General features: G+C 73.4%; 17 protein-coding genes. 12 read left to right on the top strand and 5 right to left on the bottom strand.

Annotation, left to right across the window (positions count from 1 at the left end):
- The first annotated feature begins 20 nt into the window (after positions 1 to 20).
- Genes ABT095_RS05450 through ABT095_RS05460 form a run of 3 tightly spaced genes read left to right on the top strand, consistent with a single transcriptional unit; the run spans position 21 to position 3,644 of the window.
- A complete protein-coding gene (locus tag ABT095_RS05450) occupies positions 21 to 1,067 on the top strand; it encodes a substrate-binding domain-containing protein (RefSeq protein WP_350527954.1) in 1,047 nt (348 codons plus the stop codon).
- Positions 1,068 to 1,098: 31 nt separating this feature from the next.
- Positions 1,099 to 2,637 carry a sugar ABC transporter ATP-binding protein gene (locus ABT095_RS05455; protein WP_350527955.1) on the top strand — a complete coding sequence of 513 codons (1,539 nt, stop codon included), beginning with the start codon at positions 1,099 to 1,101 and terminating at the stop codon, positions 2,635 to 2,637.
- Positions 2,634 to 3,644, top strand: a complete 1,011-nt coding sequence (locus tag ABT095_RS05460) for an ABC transporter permease (protein ID WP_350527956.1) — start codon at positions 2,634 to 2,636, stop codon at positions 3,642 to 3,644. Before ABT095_RS05455 ends, ABT095_RS05460 begins: the two co-directional genes overlap by 4 nt.
- Before the next feature lie 128 nt (positions 3,645 to 3,772).
- On the opposite strand, the gene bcp is transcribed toward ABT095_RS05460, so the two are convergent.
- Positions 3,773 to 4,246 (bottom strand): thioredoxin-dependent thiol peroxidase, encoded by a 474-nt coding sequence (gene bcp / locus ABT095_RS05465; protein ID WP_350527957.1) that lies wholly within the window; start codon positions 4,244 to 4,246, stop codon positions 3,773 to 3,775.
- A gap of 134 nt (positions 4,247 to 4,380) precedes the next feature.
- Between bcp and ABT095_RS05470 the strand changes: the two genes are divergently transcribed.
- Together ABT095_RS05470 and ABT095_RS05475 are read left to right on the top strand one after the other, a co-directional pair.
- Positions 4,381 to 4,725 (top strand): DUF3618 domain-containing protein, encoded by a 345-nt coding sequence (locus ABT095_RS05470; protein ID WP_350527958.1) that lies wholly within the window; start codon positions 4,381 to 4,383, stop codon positions 4,723 to 4,725.
- A 172-nt stretch (positions 4,726 to 4,897) separates the two neighbouring features.
- Entirely contained in the window at positions 4,898 to 5,200 is a 303-nt protein-coding gene (locus tag ABT095_RS05475; RefSeq protein ID WP_104820848.1) for a GroES family chaperonin, read from the top strand.
- Positions 5,201 to 5,432: 232 nt separating this feature from the next.
- Here the strand turns inward: ABT095_RS05475 and ABT095_RS05480 are convergent, their stop codons facing one another.
- Positions 5,433 to 8,225, bottom strand: coding sequence for an AfsR/SARP family transcriptional regulator (locus ABT095_RS05480; RefSeq protein ID WP_350527959.1), 2,793 nt, complete (start codon positions 8,223 to 8,225; stop codon positions 5,433 to 5,435).
- A 136-nt stretch (positions 8,226 to 8,361) separates the two neighbouring features.
- On the bottom strand, positions 8,362 to 10,662 hold the full coding sequence (locus tag ABT095_RS05485) for a transglycosylase domain-containing protein (protein WP_350527960.1): 2,301 nt from the start codon (positions 10,660 to 10,662) through the stop codon (positions 8,362 to 8,364).
- Positions 10,663 to 10,809: 147 nt separating this feature from the next.
- Between ABT095_RS05485 and ABT095_RS05490 the strand changes: the two genes are divergently transcribed.
- The 5 genes from ABT095_RS05490 to ABT095_RS05510 all read left to right on the top strand — a co-directional run bounded on the left by ABT095_RS05490 (position 10,810) and on the right by ABT095_RS05510 (position 15,923).
- Entirely contained in the window at positions 10,810 to 11,619 is an 810-nt protein-coding gene (locus ABT095_RS05490) for an ABC transporter permease (RefSeq protein ID WP_350527961.1), read from the top strand.
- Positions 11,620 to 11,683: 64 nt separating this feature from the next.
- Positions 11,684 to 12,448: an ABC transporter permease gene (locus ABT095_RS05495; protein ID WP_502884824.1), complete on the top strand. Its 765-nt coding sequence runs from the start codon at positions 11,684 to 11,686 to the stop codon at positions 12,446 to 12,448.
- Positions 12,449 to 12,471: 23 nt separating this feature from the next.
- On the top strand, positions 12,472 to 13,425 hold the full coding sequence (locus ABT095_RS05500; RefSeq protein WP_350527963.1) for an ABC transporter ATP-binding protein: 954 nt from the start codon (positions 12,472 to 12,474) through the stop codon (positions 13,423 to 13,425).
- Between the two features lie 60 nt (positions 13,426 to 13,485).
- Positions 13,486 to 14,601 carry a glycosyltransferase family 2 protein gene (locus ABT095_RS05505; protein ID WP_350527964.1) on the top strand — a complete coding sequence of 372 codons (1,116 nt, stop codon included), beginning with the start codon at positions 13,486 to 13,488 and terminating at the stop codon, positions 14,599 to 14,601.
- A 26-nt stretch (positions 14,602 to 14,627) separates the two neighbouring features.
- Positions 14,628 to 15,923, top strand: a complete 1,296-nt coding sequence (locus tag ABT095_RS05510) for a nucleotide sugar dehydrogenase (protein WP_350527965.1) — start codon at positions 14,628 to 14,630, stop codon at positions 15,921 to 15,923.
- On the opposite strand, the gene ABT095_RS05515 is transcribed toward ABT095_RS05510, so the two are convergent.
- Complete coding sequence (locus tag ABT095_RS05515) at positions 15,920 to 17,131, bottom strand: alpha/beta hydrolase family protein (protein ID WP_350527966.1); 1,212 nt, start codon at positions 17,129 to 17,131, stop codon at positions 15,920 to 15,922. The two genes, ABT095_RS05510 and ABT095_RS05515, sit on opposite strands and share 4 nt — an antisense overlap.
- Before the next feature lie 165 nt (positions 17,132 to 17,296).
- Between ABT095_RS05515 and ABT095_RS05520 the strand changes: the two genes are divergently transcribed.
- Together ABT095_RS05520 and ABT095_RS05525 are read left to right on the top strand one after the other, a co-directional pair.
- On the top strand, positions 17,297 to 18,652 hold the full coding sequence (locus ABT095_RS05520) for a DUF445 domain-containing protein (RefSeq protein WP_502884820.1): 1,356 nt from the start codon (positions 17,297 to 17,299) through the stop codon (positions 18,650 to 18,652).
- A gap of 106 nt (positions 18,653 to 18,758) precedes the next feature.
- Positions 18,759 to 19,811, top strand: coding sequence for an adenosine deaminase (locus ABT095_RS05525; RefSeq protein ID WP_350527967.1), 1,053 nt, complete (start codon positions 18,759 to 18,761; stop codon positions 19,809 to 19,811).
- Positions 19,812 to 19,829: 18 nt separating this feature from the next.
- On the opposite strand, the gene ABT095_RS05530 is transcribed toward ABT095_RS05525, so the two are convergent.
- Positions 19,830 to 20,570, bottom strand: coding sequence for a YidC/Oxa1 family membrane protein insertase (locus tag ABT095_RS05530; RefSeq protein WP_350527968.1), 741 nt, complete (start codon positions 20,568 to 20,570; stop codon positions 19,830 to 19,832).
- Positions 20,571 to 20,750: the final 180 nt, after the last annotated feature.

Raw genomic sequence — 20,750 nt, forward strand, 5'->3', positions numbered from 1 at the left:
TCTCCAAGGGGAGCCCCCGCATGTCCACTCCGCGTCACAGCCGCCGCGTCGCCGCCGCTGCGGGCATCGTCCTGGCCCTCGGCCTGACGGCCTGCTCGACCGGCCAGTCCAGCACCTCCGCCGACTCCGGTACGGCCACCGTCAGCGGCAAGATCTCCATGACCTACCTGCAGAAGCAGGGCGACCAGGAGTACTTCATCGGCGAGGCCGCCGGTGCCAAGGCCAAGGCCGCCGAGCTGGGTGTCGACCTGAAGGTGGTGAACCTCGGCAGTGACGCGGACAAGACCGTCAGCGAGGTGCAGTCCGCCATCGCGCAGAAGACCAACGGCCTGATCATCGTGGTGCCGGACCCGGCGGTGGGCCCGCAGGTCGCGCAGACCGCCAAGGACGCCAAGGTGCCGCTGCTCACCTCGGACGACCAGATCTGCACCTCCGGCCCGGACCCGTCCAAGTGCGCCGCCGACGGCCTGGTGGCCCGGATCGGCTTCTCCGGTGCCCAGATGGGCGGCGAGGTCGGCAAGCGTGCCGCCGAGGAGTTCAAGAAGGCCGGCTGGAACGCCGCGGACACCCGCATCATCTCGGCCTGGAAGCAGGACGTCACGGTCTGCGGTGACCGCGTGAAGGCCGCCAAGGAGGCGTTCAACGCCGGCGCCGGCGCCACCGTCCAGAACATCGACGTGGCCACCGACAACACCCCGACCGGCGCCCAGGACAAGATCGCCGCGACGGTCACCGCCAACGCCGGTGTCAAGCACTGGGTGGTCTGGGGCTGCAACGACGAGAACGTCCAGGGTGGCGTCACCGCCCTGCAGAACGCCGGCTTCAGCGCGGACAACGTGATCGGCGTCGGCCTCGGCGCGTACCTGGCGTGCAAGGGCTGGGGCGCGGGCAAGCCTTCCGGCATGAAGGCCGCCCTGTTCATCAACGGTTCGGACGTCGGCGCGCTGGCCGTCCAGACCATGTACGACAAGCTCAAGAACGCCAAGGACTTCCCGAAGGAGGCCTTCGCCCCGACCAAGATGGTGGACGCCTCCAACTGGCAGGCCTCCGGCGTCAAGTGCAGCTGAGCGAGTAGAGCCGAGCTGAACCATGGCAACGATGAGCAGTGAGAGCACTCCGTCCAGCACCGGGGTGCGTGAGCTGGGCAAGCGCTTCGGCGCCGTCCAGGCGCTCGACGGAGTGACGCTGGACTTCCCGGCCGGCCAGGTGACCGCCCTGATGGGGGAGAACGGGGCCGGTAAGTCCACCCTGCTCAAGATCCTCGCGGGGGTGCAGCCGCCGAGCACGGGCCAGGTGGAGGTGGACGGCAAGGCCGTCCAGCTGAACTCCCCGGCCCAGGCCCAGGCGGCCGGCATCCGGATCATCCCGCAGGAGCCCGAGATCATCCCGCACGTCTCGGTCGCCGAGAACGTGTACGCCGGTGCCCTGCCCCGCAAGGCGGGGCGCCGGCTGGACCGGGCCGAGCTGGACCGGCGCATCCGCGCCGACCTGGCCCGGCTCGGCTTCGACCGGGTGCTCGACCCGGAGCTGCTCGGCTCCGAGCTGACCCCGGCGCAGCGCCAGCTGGTGGAGATCCTGCGGGCGCTGACCGGCGAGGCGAAGGTGATCGCCTTCGACGAGCCGACCTCTTCACTCTCCGAGCAGGAGGTGGACGCGCTGTTCGCGCTGATCCGCCGCCTGCGGGAGGAGGGCGTGGCGGTGGTCTACGTGTCGCACCGGATGGCGGAGATCTTCCAGCTCGCCGACCGGATCGCGGTGCTGCGGGACGGCACCCTGGCCGGGGTGCTGGACGCGGCCAGCACCGACGAGGGCGAGATTGTCCGGATGATGGTCGGACGTGACCTTTCGGCCATGTTCGTGCGTCAGGACGTCGCGACCGACCGGGTGGTCCTGGATGTGCGCGGTCTGGAGACGGACGAGGTGCACGGGATCGATCTGCAGATCCGGGCGGGCGAGGTCGTGGGCCTGGCCGGGCTGATCGGGGCCGGGCGCTCCGAGCTGGCGCTGGCGCTGGCCGGTGACCTGCCGGTGCGCGGCGGCGAGGTGCTGCTCGACGGGGAGCCGCTGAAGGGCGGCAACCCGGGTGCGGCGATCAAGGCGGGCCTGGGCCTGGCTCCCGAGGAGCGCAAGGCGCAGGCGCTGTTCCTGCACCGCTCGATCCGGGACAACACGGCGCTGGTGGTGCTCGAGCGGCTGCGGCGCTGGCGGTTCGTCAAGCGGTCCGCGGAGAAGGAGCTGGCCCAGGAGTACGTGGACCGGCTGCGGGTGCGCACCCCCTCGATCGAGCACGAGGTGCGCAAGCTGTCCGGCGGCAACCAGCAGAAGGTGGTGCTGGCCCGCTGGCTGGCCCGCAAGCCGAAGGTGCTGATCCTGGACGAGCCGACCCGGGGCATCGACGTCGGGGCGAAGGCGGAGATCTACCAGATCATCGCCGACCTGGCGAAGCAGGGTGTGGCCCTGCTGGTGATCTCCTCCGAGCTGCCCGAGGTGCTCGGGCTCTCGGACCGGGTGCTGGTGATGCAGAACGGCCGCATCACCGGGGAGTTGGGCCGGGCGGAGGCGACCGAAGAGGCGATCCTCTCGCTGGCGATGGCAGACGACCTGGCTGGGTCGGCACAGGAAGGCAGGACGGCATGACCAGCACCACCCTCACCGGGAGCCCGGCGAAGAAGGCACCCGGCTTCATCGCCCGGATCGGCGGACAGAACCTCAGCCTGATCGGCGCGCTGGTCGTGGTGCTGGCCCTGTTCGGGTCGCTCAACGGCAACTACCTGAGCTGGAACAACATCCAGGTGATCGGCCAGGCCGTCACCATCACCGGCCTGCTGGCCGTGGTGCAGACCGTGGTGATCATCTGCGGCGGCCTGGACATCTCGGTCGGCTCGCAGGCCGGTCTGGCCTCGGTGGTCAGCGCGATGGCCTTCACCTCGGCCGGTTCGAACGCGCTGGCCGGCATGGGCGCGGCGGTCGCCGTCGGCCTGCTGGTGGGTGTGGTCAACGGTGTGGTGATCGTCTACGGCCGGGTGAACCCGACCATCGCGACCCTGGCGGGGCTCGCCGCCTACAAGGGCGTGGCGCAGCTGCTCTCCGACGGCCGGGCGCAGGGCTACGTGCTGAACGACAGCATCTTCATCTTCCTCGCCCGTGGCAAGATCGCCGGGCTGCCGGTGATGATCTGGATCCTGCTGCTGGTCGCGGCGGCGGTGCACGTGATGCTCAAGTACACCGACATCGGCCGCAACATCTACGCCCTGGGCGGCAACGACACGGCGGCCCGGCTCGCGGGCATCTCGATCAACAAGTACCTGGTGTCGGTCTACGGCCTGATCGGCATGGTGGCGGCGGTGGCCGGCATCCTGCTGACCGCCCGTACGGGTTCGGGCCAGCCGGTCTCCGGCTCGGAGGGCCTGGAGCTGAAGGCGATCACGGCGGCGGCCCTGGGCGGCTGCGCGCTCAAGGGCGGCAAGGGCGGGATCGGCGGCACGCTGCTGGCCGTCGCCCTGCTGGGCGCCCTGGAGAACGGCCTGACCGGCCAGAACATCAACGCCTTCTGGCAGAACGTCGCGCAGGGTCTGCTGCTGGTGGTGGCCGTGGTCATCCAGCAGCGCCGCAGCGGCGAGCGGGCGATCGGCCTGCCCGCCTGAGTGAGCACGGCCGGCCGGCAGCCGCCGGCCGGCCGACCAGGATCCCGGCGTAGGGGCGCCGGGACTGTGGGGCCGGTGCCCCCGGCGGACGGGCCGGGGGCACCGGCATTTCCCAGGACCGGCAGGGCTCAGGCGTCGATCTTGAGGTCGCGCAGCAGCTTGGCGACGTGGCCGGTGGCCTTGACGTTGTACAGCGCGTGCTCGACCTTGCCCTGCTCGTCGACGATGACGGTGGAGCGGATCACGCCCTGGTAGGTGCGGCCGTAGTTCATCTTCTCGCCCCAGGCGGCGTAGGCGTCCATGACGGCGTGGTCCGGGTCGGAGACCAGGGTGACCTTGAGGTCCTCCTTCTCGCGGAACTTGCCGAGCTTCTCGGGCTGGTCCGGGGAGATGCCGATGACGTCGTAGCCGGCCCCGGCGAAGACCTCCAGGTTGTCGGTGAAGTCGCAGGCCTGCTTGGTGCAGCCGGGGGTGAGGGCGGCCGGGTAGAAGTAGACGATCACCTTGCGGCCGAGGTGGTCGGCCAGCGACACCGGCTTGCCGTCGGCGTCGGGCAGGGTGAAGGCGGGGGCGGTGTCCCCGGTCTGGAGGCGCTCGCTCACGGTGGATCTCTCCTCGGGCGTGGACTGTGGTCGTACCACCGTCAACTTACCTCCGTTGGTGGGTGGGGCCGCGCGGGCGCGGAGGGTAGCTGACAGACTGACTCCTGTCGCACAGGACAACATTCAGTGAAGGGGTGGCCCGCGTGGGCAAGGCCGGGACAGAGAAGGCGCGTACGACCGCCGAGATCGAGGCGAACATCGCCCGCACCCGCGAGCAGCTGGCGGCGACCCTGGACGAGCTGGCCGTCCGTGTCCACCCGAGCACGGTGGCCGCCCAGACCAAGGCCAAGCTGCGCGCCACCGTCGAGCAGCAGGCGGCCCGGGCGTACGTCGCCGCGAGCGGCGCGGTCGAGCAGGTCAAGGCGCAGTTCGTCGACGCGAAGGGGCAGCCGCGCCCGGACCGGATCGTGCCGGCCGCCCTGGTGGGCACCGGGGTGCTGCTGCTGGTCTCCGCCCGCCGCCGCCGTCGCAAGGGCTGAGCGCTGCAGGACGAGGAGGGGCCGGGACCTGCGTCACCGGCCCCTTCCGCATCGGACCGGCCCAGCGTCACGCACCGAGCCCGTGGCGGGTACCGTCGGGGGCGTGAGTACCGACGACCAGAGCCAGCAGCAGCCGCGCCACGACCGGCTCGGCGAGAAGCTGCCGATCAAGATGTTGCACGACCGCGTCCTGGTGAAGACCGAGGGCAGCGAGGGCGAGCGCCGCTCGACCGGGGGGATCCTGATCCCCGCGACCGCCGAGCTGAGCAAGCGGTGTGCGTGGGCCGAGGCGGTGGCCGTGGGCCAGTCCGTGCGTGCGGTGGAGCCGGGGGACCGGGTGCTGTACGACCCGGAGGACAAGCTCGAGGTCGAGGTCCGCGGCGCGACGTACGTGCTGCTGCGTGAGCGGGACCTGCATGCGGTGGCGGCCGAGCGGCTGACCGACGCCGAGGGCTCGACCGGCCTGTACCTGTAGCTGGGAAGCACCCCGGGGCCGTGAACGGGGGGACCGGTCGTGCGGCCCCGGGGCGTGCCGCAGAGCGGCGGTGGGGATGGTCACGGCCCGCGCCCGGCCGCCGCCGGAGACGGGCCGCCCCCCGATCACCCCGGAGTCCGAGGGGTGGACCCCGAAGTGTTGGTGACGACTCTGCCAGCGGGGGCTTACCGTTGGCTTACCGATCACTTACGGCGCGTCAGGGGGAGACCCGTCAGCGATGAGCGGGGGCGTGTTCGCCGAGGCGGGCGCGGATCTCGGCGGCCTCGGGGGCGTCCAGTTCGGTGAAGATGGCCAGGGCCTCGTGCAGCAGGGCCTTGGCCTGCTGGTGGCGTCCGCTGCAGGTGAGGCTGCGGGCCAGGTGGCCCAGGGCGACGGCCTCGGTGTGCCGGTCGCCGACCTCCCGCAGGGGCGGCAGCGCCGCGCGCAGCCAGGCCTCGGCGGTGACCAGCTGGCGCATGTCGTTGTACACGTCGCCGAGGTTGCACAGGATGATGCCCTCGTAGTGCCGCAGGCCGGCCTCCTGGCTGATCGCCAGGGCCTGCTCGAGGTGCTCGACGGCCTCCTCGTACCGGCCGAGGTCCTGCAGCAGGTTGGCGAGGTTGCTGAGCCCGGCGGTCTCCTCGGCGGGGTTGCCGTGGGTGCGCACCAGCTCGAGGTTGAGCCGGAAGTAGTGGTGGGACTCCTCGTGCCGGCCGAGCCGCAGCAGTGAGTTGCCGAGGTTGTTGAGGGCGGAGCCCTCCCCGGCGTGGTTGCCGGTCTCGCGGCAGATCAGCAGGGAGCGTTCGTAGCAGGAGACGGCCTTCTCGTGCCGGTGCACGTCCCGGTAGGCCAGGCCCAGGCCGTTCAGCACCCGGGCCTCGGCGGGGCGGTCGCCGAGGGCGCGGGCGGCGGCCAGGCCCAGGTCGTAGGTGGCCAGCCACTGGGTCCAGGTGCGGCGGCGCTGGTGGAAGCCGAGCAGGGTGACGGGCAGTTGCCAGCAGAGGGTGTGCAGCCCGGCCTCGGCGGCGTGCTGGACGGCGGTGGCCAGGTTGTCGCGCTCGGTGTCGTACCAGGCCAGGGCGTCGTCGTGGTCGGCGAAGGGCAGCGGGGCGGGCTCGCCGGGGGCGGGCGGCGGGGCTTCGGGCAGGCGGCGGGTGGGCTGCAGGGCGGTCGCGGCGGCGGCGCCGGTGTGCAGGTACCAGGAGGCGAGCCGGTGCAGGGCGGCCTGCCGGGAGGCGGCCGGCTCCTCCTGGCGGGCCCGTTCGGCGGCGTACAGGCGGACCAGGTCGTGGAAGCGGTAGCGGCCGGGGGCGCTCTCCTCGAGCAGGTGGGCGTCGGTGAGTACGGCGAGGGTGCGTTCGGCGGCCCGCGGGTGTTCGCCGAGCAGGGCGGCGGCGGCCGTGAGGGCGAGGTCGGTGCCGTCCCAGAGGCCGAGCAGGCGCAGCGCGCGGGCCTGCGGGGCGGCCAGGCCCGCGTACCCGAGGTCGAGGCTGGCGCGGACGGCGAGGTCGTCGAGCTGGAGTTCGTCGAGGCGGCGCAGGTGGTCGCCGATCCGCGTCGCGAGGGTGGTGATGGTCCAGCTGGGGTGGGCGGTGAGCCGGGAGGCCGCCACCCGCAGGGCGAGCGGGAGGCCGGCGCAGGCGCGCAGTACGGCGGTGGTGGCGGCGGGTTCGGCGGCGAGCCGGTCGAGGCCGACGATCCGGCCGAAGAGGGCGCGGGCGCCGGCTCCGGTGAGCACGGTGAGGTCGATGCGGTGGGTGGCGGGCAGTCCGGCGAGCCGGCTGCGGCTGGTGACCAGGACGGCGCTGGCGGCGCCGCCGGGCAGCAGCGGGCGGACCTGCGCGGTGTCACGGGCGTTGTCGAGCACGAGCAGCACCCGGCGCTGGGCGAGCAGGCTGCGGTAGAGGGCCAGGCATTCGGCCTCGTCGGTCGGGACCTGTCCGGGCGCGAGGCCGAGGCTGCGGATCACCTGGGCGGCGACGGCGAGCGGGGTGAGCGGTTCGGCGCTGACGCCGCGCAGGTCGAGGTAGAGCTGGCCGTCGGGGAAGTCGTACCTGGCCCGGTGGGCGACGTGTACGGCGAGGCTGGTCTTGCCGACCCCGCCGGGGCCGGCGATCACCGCGATGGCGGCGCCGGACCGGGGGTCGAGCACGTCGTGCAGCTGCTGGACGTGCTCCTCGCGGCCGGTGAAGTCGGCCAGGTCGTACGGGAGTTGGGCGGGGGTTGGGAAGGCCCTCCGGGTGGTGGTCACGGCGGCGGGGGGTTGGGTGAGGGCCGGGTCCTCGGCGAGTACGCGCTGGTGCAGTTCGCGCAGGTGGGGGCTGGGCTCGACGCCCAGCTCGTGCCGGATCGCGGTCCGGCACCGGCGGTAGGCCTCGAGGGCTTCGGCGGTCCGGCCGGAGCGGTAGAGCGCCACCATCAGCTGGCCGTGGAAGCGTTCGCGCAGCGGGTGCTCGGCGGTGAGGGCGCGCAGGCCCGGCAGCAGCTTCTCCTGGTGGCCGAGGGCCAGTTCGGCCTCGCCCTGCCACTCGAGGGCCTGCAGCCTGGTCTCGGCGAGGTGGCGGCCGTAGTGGTCGTGCAGGTACGGGCCGGGGACGTCGGCCAGGAAGCCGCCGCGCCAGAGCCCGAGGGCCTGCTGGAGCAGGTCGGCGGCCTCGGCGCGGCGGGTGCCGCGCAGGGCCTGGCGGCCGAGCTCGCAGTCGCGCAGGAAGCGGCCGCTGTCGGTCTCCTCGGGCAGCGCCTCGAGCAGGTAGCCGGGGTGGCTGCTGACCAGGCGGCGGGCGGCGGTGGGGCCGAGGCTCTGCCGGAGTCTGGTCATCGCCGTGTGCAGGGCGGCCCGGGCCCGGGCGGGCGGGCTGCCCTCCCAGGCGACTTCGTACAGCTCGTCCACCGGTACGGCGTGACCTGCGCGCAGCACGAGCACGGCCAGCAGGCTGCGCAGCTTGACGGCGGACACGCCGAGCTCGCCGCCGTCCGTCCAGATCCGGACGGGGCCCAGGACACCGAAGACCAGCCGCGTGCCCACCTACCGCCCCCGTAGCTCCGGGCGCCGGCGGCCGGGCGGCCGACGCGGCGCGTCATCCGGTCGAGGCTAGCCGCCTGGCGCCTGGCTCATGGGGAGTTGGCGGTGGGTGGTCGGGACCATGTCAGCTGGGCGGTGGTCAGCTGGGGCCGTTGGTGGGTGTGGGGGCCGGGGTGGGGGTGACGACGTGGGGGGACTCGACCGGCGGGCTGCTCGCCGGGGTGGTGAAGGCATCGGTCGGGCTGGGGGTGCGGCTCGGGCGGGCGCGGGAGGCGGAGGGGCTGGGGGAGGCGAAGGGGGAGGGCGGCGGGGTGGTGGTGGGGCTCGCGCTGGTGGTGAAGGTGGGGGTCGGGCTGGGGGCGGTGGTGCCGCTGCCGGGGGCGAGGTCGAAGTCCTGGGTGGGGGTGCCCTTGAGGGCGCCGCGCATGTAGGCCGTCCAGATCGCGGTGGGGAAGGCGCCGCCGTTGATCCGGGAGTACCCGGCGGTGCCGGCCAGCGACTCCTTGGCGTGGCTCTTCGGGTTCTCCCGGAACAGGCCCACGGCGGTGGCGAGTTCGGGGGTGTACCCGGCGAACCAGGCGGAGAGGTTGCTGTCGGTGGTGCCGGTCTTGCCGGCCGCCGGGCGGTTCAGCCGCAGCGCGGCGGTGCCGGTGCCGCTGGTGACCACGTCCTCGAGCACGTCGGTGACGGAGTCGGCCGCACTGCGCCCGATCGCCTCGGTGGCCGGGTGCTGGGGCAGCGCGGGCACGTCGTCGGCGCCGGGCCTCTCCAGCTTGAGCACCGACCAGGGGGCCAGGTGCTGCCCGTGGCCCGCCAGGGTGGCGTAGACCGAGGCCAGGTCGAGGGCGCTGGGGGTGGCGGTGCCCAGCGTCATCGAGGTGTTGGAGGCGGCCATGCCGTCGATCGAGTCCGGCAGGCCGAGCTTGACGGCGGTGCGGCGCACGTTGTCCAGGCCCGCGTCGACGCCCTCCTGGGCGTAGACCGAGTTGACGGACTTCTGCATCGCGTACCGCAGGGTGATGGAGCCGTAGCTGACGTCGTCCTCGTTGGGCGGCGCGTACGCGGTCGGGCCGCCGACCACCGGGCGGCGGGTGGTGCCGTCGTAGAGGGTCTGGGTGGTGATGACCCGGCCGTCCTGGGTGGTGTGCCGCCCGTCGAGGCCGGCCGCGAGGTCGATCGGCTTGAAGGTGGAGCCGACCTGGTTGTCCTCGCGGGTGGCGTCGTTGAACGGCTGGGCGGCGTAGTCGGCCCCGCCGTAGACGGCCACCACCCGGCCGGTGCCGGGCTCGACGGAGGCGCCGGCGACCCGGACGTCGGTGTCGGTCTTCGGCCGGGCGTCGGTGTCCAGTTCGGAGGTCAGCTCGCTCTTCACGGCCGCCACGAAGGCGTCCTGCTTGGCCTTGTCGAAGGTGGTGGTGATCTTCCAGCCGCCGGACCTGAGGGTGGCGTTGTCCAGGATGCCGGCGGCGGCGAGGTACTTGTCGGCGATGTCCACCAGGTAGCCGGCCTGGCCGCTGAGGCCCTTGACCGGTTGCGGGTCGAGCGGCTCGGGGAAGGTGACGGCGGCCCGGGCCCTGGCGTCCAGGAAGCCGAGCGAGACCATGCCGTCGAGCACGTAGTTCCAGCGGGCCATCGCCTTGGCCCGGCCGGCGGCGCTGGTGTTCTTGACGTCGTAGGCGCTCGGGGCCTGCAGCAGGGTGGCCAGGTAGGCGCCCTGGGGGAGGGTCAGGCGGGAGACGTCCACGCCGTAGTAGGCGTTCGCGGCGGTCTGGATGCCGTACGCGCCGCGGCCGAAGTAGCTGGTGTTGAGGTAGCCCGCGAGGATGTCGTCCTTGCTCTCCTGCTGGTCCACCTTGAGCGAGATGAAGAACTCCTTGATCTTGCGGGTGTAGGTCTGCTCCTGGGTCAGGTAGTAGTTCTTCACGTACTGCTGGGTGATGGTGGAGCCGCCCTGCAGGCCCTTGCCGGTGGCGCTGTTCCAGGCCGCGCGGACCATGCCGCGCAGGTCGACGCCCTTGTTGCGGTAGAAGCTGCGGTCCTCGGCCGAGACCACGGCGTGCTGGGTGTCCAGCGGGATCTGCTCGATCGGCACGTCCTCGCGGTTGACCGAGCCGGTGCGGGCCAGCTCGGTGGTGCCGTCGGCGTAGTAGTAGACGTTGCTCTGGGCCACCGCGTGCGCGTTCGGGTCGGGCACCGAGACGGTGAGGTAGAGCGTCACGAAGGCGGCGATGCCGAGCAGCAGCAGGCCGAGCAGGCCGCCGACCACCATCCGCCAGGTCGGCACCGCCCGGCGCCACCAGGGCATCGCCCGGCGGCGGGCCTTGCGGGCCGCCTTCCTGGCCCGCCGCCGGTCGCGGCGGGAGCCCTCGGCGCGGTCCTCCGACTCCAGGTCGGGGGCGCCTGCCGGGCTGGGCGGCTGATCGGGGGGCTCCTGGCTCATGGGGTGATTATGAGTGACTTCGTCCGGATTGGACGGGTGCTGACGGCCCGTCGGGGCGAAAATCCGGTGCTCCGTCAGCCGGGCGGCCGCTAGGGTCGGACGGTCTGTGGTCAGGCGGTGCCGATATTTGTCGACAAGGAGACGCTTGTGGGTTCGGCCCGGCTCTATCTCGCCGTCGTCGGCGGAGCCTTCCGGCGGTACTCCACCTACCGGGCCGCCACGCTTGCGGGCGCCTTCACCAACTCGGTCTTCGGCTGCGTGCTCGCCTCCACCTTCCTGGCGCTGTGGCACGCCCGGCCCGGGCTCGGCGGCTACGACGCCCGGCAGGCCGTCACCTACATCTGGATCAGCCAGGCGCTGCTGGTGACCGTGGCGGTCTGGGGCGGCGGCTTCCAGGACGACCTGCAGGAGCGCTTCCGCACCGGGGACATCGCCGTCGACCTCTACCGGCCGGTCGACTTCCAGCTCTGGTGGCTGGCCGGTGACCTCGGCCGGGCCGGCTTCCACCTGCTCGCCCGCGGCGTGGTGCCCACCCTGATCGGACTGCTGCTCTTCGACACCGAGCTGCCCGCCGACCCGGCGGTCTGGGCGCTCTTCCTGCTGGCCGTGCTGCTCGCCGTGACGGTCAGCTTCGGGCTGCGCTTCCTGGTCTCGCTGGCCGGCTTCTGGCTGCACGACGGCGAGGGACTGCGGGCGCTGATGCTGGTGGTGTCGATGTTCTTCTCCGGCATGCTGCTGCCGATCACGCTCTTCCCCGGACTGCTCGGCGAGATCGCCCCGAGGCTGCCCTGGTCCGCGATGATCCAGATCCCCTCCGACATCCTGCTGCGGCGCCGCACCGGCACCGCGGCGCTCACCGGCCTCGGCTTCCAGCTCGGCTGGGCCGCCGTACTGCTGGCCGCCGGGCGGGCCGGGCAGGCGCTGGCCACCCGGAAGGTGGTGGTCCAGGGTGGGTAAGCCCTCCCGGTCGGGGCTGGGCCGCATCGGCTGGGCCGTCCGCTCCTGGTGGCTGATCGCCGGGATGTGGGCCCGGGCCTCGCTGGCCTACCGGGCCTCCTTCGTCCTGCTGCTGCTCTCCTCGCTCGCCGTCAGCTCGCTGGACTTCGTGGTCATCGTGCTGATGTTCCAGCACACCACCGAGCTCGGCGGCTGGCGCCTGCCCGAGCTGGCCTTCCTCTACAGCACCTCCGCCTTCGCGCTCGGCACGGCCAACCTGCTGGTCGGCAGCATCGACGCGCTCGGCGAGCGGATCCGCAGCGGCACCCTGGACACCGTGCTGATCCGCCCGGCCCCGGCGCTCGCCCAGCTGTGCGCCGAGCGCCTGTCGCTGCGCCGGATCTCCCGGCCCCTCCAGGCCGTACTGGTGCTCGGCTGGTCGCTGAGCGCCCTGGACGTGCACTGGACGGCGAGCAAGGTGCTGCTCGTGCCGGTGCTGCTGATCTGCGGCAGCGTCATCTTCTCCGCGATTTTCGTCAGCTTCGCCACCCTGCAGTTCTGGTGGGGCCAGGTCGGCGAGGTGCAGAACGCCTTCACCTACGGCGGCGCGACCCTGCTGCAGTACCCGCCGACCGTCTTCGCCAAGGAGCTCGTCGCCGGCGTGGTCTTCGGCGTCCCGCTCGCCTTCGTCAACTGGCTGCCCGCCCTGCACGTGCTGGGCCACCCCGACCCGCTCGGCCTGCCCACCGCCTTCCAGTACGCCTCCCCGGCGGCCGCCGCGCTGTGCGTCGCGGTGGCCGGGCTGGCCTGGCGGCGCGGCCTGCGGGCCTACCGGGGCACCGGCAGCTGAACCCCGTCCGGAGAGGAACCCCTGTGGCACTCATCGAGGTCGAGGACGTCCGCCGGACGTTCACCGTCCGGGCCAAGGCCGGGCGGCTGCGCCGGGAGCGGCGCGAGGTGCAGGCCGTGGCCGGGCTCAGCTTCACCGTCGAGGCCGGCGAGTGCGTCGGCTACATCGGCCCCAACGGCGCCGGCAAGTCCACCACCATCAAGATGCTCACCGGCATCCTGGTGCCCACCGCCGGGCGGCTGCGGGTGGCCGGCGCCGACCCGGCCCGCGAGCGCACCACGCTGGCCCGCCGGATCGGCGTGGTCTTCGGCCAGCGCACCACCCTCTGGTGGGACCTGCCGCTGCGCGACTCCTACGAGCTGGCCCGCCGGATCTACCGCATCCCCGACGCCCGCTACCGGGCCAACCTGGCCCGCTGCGTCGACCTGCTCGACCTCGGCGCCCTGCTCGACACGCCCGTCCGCCAGCTCTCGCTCGGCCAGCGGATGCGCGGCGACCTCGCCGCCGCCCTGCTGCACGACCCGCAGGTGCTCTACCTGGACGAGCCCACCATCGGCCTGGACGTGATCAGCAAGAGCCGGGTCCGCGACTTCCTGCGCCAGGTCAACACCGAGCTCGGTACCACCGTGCTGCTCACCACCCACGACCTCACCGACATCGAGCAGCTGTGCGGCCGGGTGATGGTGATCGACCACGGGCGGCTGGTGCACGACGGCGGCCTGGACGCCCTGCACGCGGCGGGCGGGAGCGAGCGGACCCTGGTGGTCGACCTGGCCGAGAGCCGGCCGCCGATCGAGGTGCCCGGCGCCCGGGTGGTCAAGGTCGAGGGCCCCCGGCAGTGGCTGGCCTTCCCCACCGAGGCAAGCGCCGCGCCGATCGTCGCCGCCGTCGCGGCCGGGTACCCGCTGGCCGACCTCTCGGTGCAGGAGCCCGCCATCGAGGACGTGATCGCCCGGCTGTACACGCAGGGCCGGTGACGCGCGGGGGCTCTCACCTGTCCCGCGTAACCCCGTGGCGGCAACCGTAGTTGACTTCGTGTGACACCGAACCGCCTCGCCGCCCTGCCCGCCGCCCGCACCGCTACGGACGGCGGCCGGGTGCCGGACGTCAGCGTGGTGCTCGCGGTGTACAACACCATGCCGTACCTGACGGCCTGCCTGGACTCGCTGGTCGGCCAGACCATCGGGCCCGGCCGGATGGAGGTCGTCGCCGTGGACGACGGCTCCACCGACGGCTGCCCCGCCGAGCTGGCCCGCTACGCCGACCGCCACCCCGGCCTGTTCACCCTCCGCCGGCGGCCCAACTCCGGCGGCCCGGCCGCCCCCACCAACCTCGGCACCCGGCTCGCCCGCGGCCGGTACGTGCTCTACCTGGGCGCGGACGACTGGCTCGGCCCGCAGGCCCTGGAGCGCCTGGTGGCCGCCGCCGACGGCTGGGGATCCGACGTGGTGCTGCCCCGGCAGGTCGGCGAGAACGGCCGGCTGGTGCCGCAGGGGATCTTCGACCGGACGGCCCGCGAGGTGGGCTTCACCGACTCGGGGCTGGCCTGGGCGCTGGCCGACACCAAGCTCTTCCGCCGCTCCCTGCTGCGCGGCCTGCACCGCCGCGAGGACCTGCCGGTCCACTCCGACCAGCCGTTCACCCTGGAGGCGCTGCTGCGGGCCCGCCGGGTCTCGGTGCTCGCCGACTACGACTACTACCACCTGGTCCGGCGCGCCGACGGCGGCAACGTCACCCAGCGGGCCCGCCCGCTGGAGCGGCTGCACGGCATCGGCGCCGTCCAGCAGGTGGTCGAGCGGCTCACCGAACCCGGTCCCCAGCGCGACGCCATCCGGGCCCGGCACTTCGGCTGGGAGCTGCCCCAACTGCTGCAGGCCCCTCTGCTCACCCTGGAGCGGCCGCTGCAGCAGCGGGTCTGCGCGGGGGTGGGCCACCTGGTCCGGGCGTACGCGCACCGCGAGCTGCTGGCCGCCCTGCCGGTGCCCGACCGGCTGCGCCTGGCGCTGGCCGCCCAGGGGCGCCTGGCCGCGCTGCAGGGGCTGATCCAGTACGAGCTGGCGCACGGGGTGCCGGAGCCCGCCGGGGGCCGGCTCCCGTACCCGCTGCTGCGCAACCGCCGGCTGGGGCTGCCGGACTGGCTGTTCGCTGTCTGAAGTACTGAGCACCGAAGGAACTAAATATGGACATCTGTGTGGTCGGGCTGGGCAAGCTCGGTCTGCCGCTCGCGGTGCAGTTCGCCGCCAAGGGCCACCACGTCACGGGCGCCGACCGCGCGCCCGAGGTGGTGGCGGCCGTGAACGAGGGGCGGCCGCCGTTCCCCCGGGAGGAGGGGCTGGCGGAGCGGCTCAAGCAGGTGGTGGCCGACGGGCGGCTGACCGCGACCGCCGACACCACCGCCGCCGTGGACCGGGCCGAGGCCGTCGTACTGGTCGTGCCGCTGGTCACCGGCGCCGACGGCACCCCCGACTTCTCGCTGCTCGACTCCGCCACCGACGCCGTGGCCGCCGGGCTGCGCCGGGGCACCCTGGTCGCCTACGAGACCACCCTGCCGGTCGGCACCACCCGGACCCGCTGGGCGCAGCGGCTGGAGCACGGCTCGGGGCTGGTCGCCGGGCGGGACTTCGGGCTGGTCTTCAGCCCCGAGCGGGTGCGCACCGGGCGGGTCTTCGCGGATCTGCGGCGCTACCCCAAGCTGGTCGGCGGGATCGACGCGCGCTCGACCAGGCAGGGGGTGGAGTTCTACCGGGCGGTGCTCGACTTCGACCCGCGGCCGGACCTGGCGCGCGGCAACGGGGTGTGGCCGCTGGCCTCGGCGGAGGCCGCCGAGTTCGCCAAGCTGGCCGAGACCACCTACCGGGACGTCAACATCGCGCTGGTCAACCAGTTCGCCCGATACGCCGACCGCTGCGGGGTGGACTTCGCCGAGGTGATCGAGGCCTGCAACTCCCAGCCCTACAGCCATCTGCACCGCCCCGGCATCGCGGTCGGCGGCCACTGCATCCCGGTCTACCCCCGGCTCTACCTGTGGAACGACCCGGCGGCCACCGTGGTCCGGGCCGCCCGGGAGGCCAACGAGACCGTGCCCGCCTACGCGGCCGGGCTGCTGGCCGGCGCGCTGGGCGGCAGCCTGGCCGGGGCGGGGGTGCGGGTGCTGGGCGCCGCGTACCGGGGCGGGGTCAAGGAGACCGCGTACTCCGGGGTGTTCCCGCTGGTCGAGGCGCTGCGGGCGGCCGGGGCGGCGCCGTACGTCAGTGATCCGCTGTACTCCGAGGGGGAGCTGACCGCGCTCGGGCTGCCGCCGTACCGGGGCGAGCCGGTGGTGGCGGCGGTGCTGCAGGCCGACCACCCCGAGTACCGCTCGCTGGCGCCCGAGGACCTGCCGGGGGTGCGGGTCCTCCTGGACGGGCGGCGGTGCACCGACCCCGCCCGGTGGGGCGGGGTGCGGCACCTGGTGCTGGGCGGCGGGGGTCTCTAGGGCAGGTAGGACACCTCGGGGAAGGCGCGGGACGGGCCGTCGAGCAGGTGGCTGCGGCGGCCCAGCAGGTGCTGGTCGAAGAAGGCGAGCGGGTAGGCCTGCTGGATCTTCAGGGCCCGGGCCGGGTCGAGGGTGCCGATCGCGGCCTTCAGCTGCTCGTCGGTCATGCCGGTCGCCTTCGCCACCTGGGGGAAGAGCATCTCGTTGTCGCCGTACGAGTGGTGGGTCACGCCCGCGGCCTGGACGTTGAGCCGCCAGCCCTTGAGGTGGTCCCAGAACACCGCCGCGTCCGGGTCCTGGGCGCGGGTGTACACGGCGGTCATCATCAGGAACGGCCGGTTCAGGTCGGTGGTGACGGTGGGGCTCATCGGCGCGTCCAGGCTGAGCCCGGCCTTGACCCGCCGGTCGGCCAGCATGGTCAGGGCGGTGGCGGTGCCGCCCTTGGACCAGCCGAAGCAGCCGATCCGGGAGGTGTCCAGGGCCCCGGCCAGGCCGTCGGGCAGGGGGCGGCCGTCGGCGTCGGGGTTGTGCCCGGCGGCCAGCCGCTCGACGCGGTCGAGGACGAAGGGCAGGTCCGCGGCGAAGTCCGCCGGGCCCATGGGGCGCCGGGGGGTGAGGACCCGGCCGTCGGGGAAGCGGGTGAACGCGTCGCCGGTGTGATCCACCGTCACCACCGCGTAGCCGTGGCTGGCGAGCTCCTGCACGATGATCGTGTGGTCCGAGCGGTGGCTGTGCGCGCCGTGCGAGTACAGGACCACGGGCAGGCCCCGGCCGGTGCGGTGCACCGGGGCGCCGGTGCGGCCGGCTGTCAGCGGGGCGGCGGCCAGGTCGGGCGGGAGGCCGATGCCGTCGAGGAACGCCCGCATCACGTCGGCCTGCATCCAGGGCGCGAGCGGGTACCGGCCCGCGTCGCCGCGGGCGGGGTACCAGACGCTCGCCATCAGCTCGCGGGGGCGGCCGGTGTCCGGGTCGGGGCGGGCCGGGTCCACCAGGTGCAGCTCGACCGTGCCGACCGGGTGCGGGCCGGTGGGGCCGGGGAGGGTGAAGACCGGAGCCGGGGTGGCGGCCCGGCTTCCGGTTCGGCCGGTGGCGGCCCGGGCGGTGGCGGTGCTGACGAGCGGCAGCGCGGTGCCGGCCGCGAGTGCCAGGCCGAGCGCGTGGCGGCGGGTCGTTCCGGCGCGGCTGGTGAACGGGGTGGTGGTGGTCACGGGCCCTCCCTCGGGGTGCTGGTCGGCTACGGGGGAAAACCTGTCACGCGGGCGGCGCGGACGGCGTCCCGCTGCCGTACGGGCGTTCGGGGCGCGGAGTGACTCGAAGGGTGTAGCTCTCAAGGCTGACGCCGTTCCGACACTCGCGCGGGGCAGACTGTCGGAGTGACTGTCGATAGGAAGATCGGGCCGCAGGTCGGGGCTTCTGCGCTGGGGGCCCGGCGCAGTGCGTCCGGGGGGACGGGCCTGCCCGGAGCCGGGGTCAGCTTCACGGCGGCGGATGCGGAGAAGACCAAGGGCGTCCGGCGGATGAAGCGGATCGCCACCGGGCTGCTGGCCTTCGCCACGCTGGTGTTCGCGCTGGCCACCTGGGCCAAGGCGGCCGGGGCCGGCGCCTGGGCCGGGTACCTGGCGGCCGCCGCCGAGGCGGGCATGGTGGGTGCGCTGGCCGACTGGTTCGCCGTCACCGCGCTGTTCCGCCGCCCGTTCGGCCTGCCGATCCCGCACACCGCGATCATCCCGACCAAGAAGGACGCCTTCGGCCGCTCGCTGGGCGACTTCGTCGGCGACAACTTCCTCTCCGCCACCGTCGTCCGGGAGCGGCTGGCCCGGATCGGCATCGCCCGCCGGCTCGGTGAGTGGCTGGCGAGCCCCGGCAGCGCCGAGCGGGTCACCACCGAGGCCGCGGCCGCGCTGCGCGGGGTGCTCGCCGTACTGCGGGACGAGGACGTCCAGGCCGTGGTCGGCGAGGCCGTCACCCGCCGGGCCGCCGCCACCTCGGTGGCCGAGCCGGCCGGGCGGCTGCTCGGCAAGGTGGTCGCCGACGGCGGCCACCGGGGCGTGGTCGACCTGGTGACCGTCCGGGCCCACGACTGGCTGGAGACCAACCACGAGGACGTGGTGCGCCGGGTCACCCAGAAGACCCCCGGCTGGACCCCGCGCTTCATCGACCACCAGGTCGGCGAGCGGGTCTACAAGGAGCTGCTGCGCTTCGTCACCGACATCCGGGACGACCCGCAGCACGCCGCCCGGGGCGCCGTCGACAAGTTCCTCGCCGACTTCGCCACCGAGCTCCAGCAGGACCCGGCCACCATCGCCCGGGTCGAACGCGCCAAGAACGACCTGCTCGAGCGCACCGAGGTGCAGGAGCTGATCGCCTCCTCCTGGTCCGCCGTCCGGACCCTGGTGGTGACCGCCGCCGAGGACGAGCAGAGCGAGCTGCGCCGCCGCATCCGGGACGGGCTGCGCACCTTCGGGCAGCGCCTGGCCACCGACCCCAAGCTGCAGGCCAAGACGGACGGCTGGCTGCAGGACGCCGCCCAGTACGTGGTGGAGACCTACCGCTCGGAGATCACCGCGCTGATCTCCGACACCGTCGCCGGGTGGGACGCGGACGACGCCTCGCGCAAGATCGAGGCCAACGTCGGGCGGGACCTGCAGTTCATCCGGATCAACGGCACGGTGGTCGGCGCGCTGGCCGGGCTGCTCATCCACACCGTGGCGGTGGCGCTGGGCGGGTGAGCTCCCGGGTGGCGGTGCACGCGCGTAGACCGGTGCGGTTACCGGCCGTGGCATGATGCCTCGGGTGTGTCCGGAGCTACGAAGGAGTGCTGGGGTGTCTGGTCTGGTGACTGGTTCGGTATCGGGTGCGCGGGGGATCGAGGCGTTCATCGCGGGGATGCCCAAGGCCGAGCTGCACGTGCACCACGTGGGCTCCGCCTCGCCGCGCGTGGTGGCCGAACTGGCCGCGCGGCACGAGGGCCGGACGAAGGTGCCCGCCGACCCGGCGGCGCTCGCCGAGTACTTCACCTTCACCGACTTCGCGCACTTCATCGAGGTCTACCTGAGCGTGGTGGACCTGATCCGCGACGCCGAGGACGTCCGCTCGCTCACCTACGGCGTGGCCGAGGACATGGCCCGTCAGCAGATCCGCTACGCCGAGCTGACCATCACCCCGTACTCCTCGGTGAGCCGCGGCATCCCGGACGTCGCCTTCATGGAGGCGATCGAGGACGCCCGGGTCGCCGCCGAGAAGGAGCTCGGCGTGGTGCTGCGCTGGTGCTTCGACATCCCCGGCGAGGCGGGGCTCGCCGCCGCCGAGGAGACCGCCCGCCTCGCCGTCGACCTCGCGCCCGAGGGCCTGGTGAGCTTCGGCCTCGGCGGCCCCGAGATCGGCGTACCGCGCCCGCAGTTCAAGCCGTACTTCGACCGGGCCCGGGCGGCCGGCCTGCACAGCGTGCCGCACGCCGGTGAGTCGACCGGCCCCGAGACCGTCTGGGACGCGCTGCGGCTGCTCGGCGCCGAGCGGATCGGCCACGGCACCCAGTCCGTCAAGGACCCGGCCCTGGTCGACCACCTGGGCGAGCACCGCATCCCGCTGGAGGTCTGCCCGACCTCCAACCTGGCCACCCGGGTGGTCGAGCGGATCGAGGAGCACCCGATCCGGCAGATGGTCGACGCCGGGCTGGTCGTCACCATCAACAGCGACGACCCGCCGATGTTCGGCACCGACCTCAACACCGAGTACGCGGTGGCCGCGGGGCTGCTCGGCCTCGACGAGTCGGGTGTCGCGGCCCTGGCCCGGAACGCGGTGGAGGCCTCCTTCCTCGACGCTCCCGGCAAGGCCCGGCTGGCCGGCGAGATCGACAGCTATCTGGCGGCCTGGCCGACGGGCCGTTGAGCCCGTTCCGGGGCCGTCCTAGGCGGCCTTGGTGAAGGCCGGAGCGGGCTTGGCGTCACGGTGCAGCCAGGCCCGCTCGGCGGCCGACCAGGCCGTGGTGGTGAGCAGGTAGAGGCCCGCGGCGAGCGGGACGAGCGCGGCGAACAGGACCGTGCCGAAGGACAGGTACGGCATGACCCCGGCGCCCGGGGCGGGGGTCGTCGCCTCGGCGGCGGCGCGGCGGGCCCGGCGGAAGTTCAGGTAGCCGAGGCCGGCCAGGGCCGCGTACAGGGCGGCGAAGACCAGCACCTGGGCGGGGGTGTGCGCGGCGCCCACGTGCAGGCCGAGCGGGGTGCCGAGGAGGGTGTGGCCGAGCAGGTCGCCGGTGCTGCCGGTGGTGGTGCCGGTGGTGGTGCCGGTGGTGGTGCCGCTCGTCGTGGTGAAGAGGCGGTACATCACCGAGAAGAACGGCAGCTGGAGCAGCATCGGCAGGCAGCCCGCGACGGGCGAGGACTGCTCGGTGCGGTAGAGCTCGGCGAGGGCCTGGCGGAGCTTCTCGGGGTCCTTCCTGTGCTTCTGCTGCAGGGCGCTGACCTTGGGTGCCAGGCGCTGCCGGGCCTTCTCGGCGCGGGCGGCGGCGCGGGCGAGCGGGTGCAGGGCCAGCCGGACGCAGACGGTGAACAGGACGATCGCCAGGGCGGTCGGTACCACCTGGGCGAGGCCGGTGACGGCGTCGTGGGCGAGGCGGACGGCGGGGTCGAGCACGGCGAAGACGGACATGGGGTGAGCCCTCCGGGGTCTCAGGTGCGGGTGATTGGCGGAGGGCGGCCGAGAGGCACTGCTGCTGGCACACCGGTGCCGTTTCATCGCACGACGGTGCCTTTCCTGGCACGACGGTGCTTCTCATGGCGTACCGGTGCATTGGTAGGCACGAGGGTGCGCTTCATGGCACTTCATGGC

This window comes from Kitasatospora sp. NPDC002227, assembly GCF_040296285.1.
Classification (GTDB): Bacteria; Actinomycetota; Actinomycetes; order Streptomycetales; family Streptomycetaceae; genus Kitasatospora.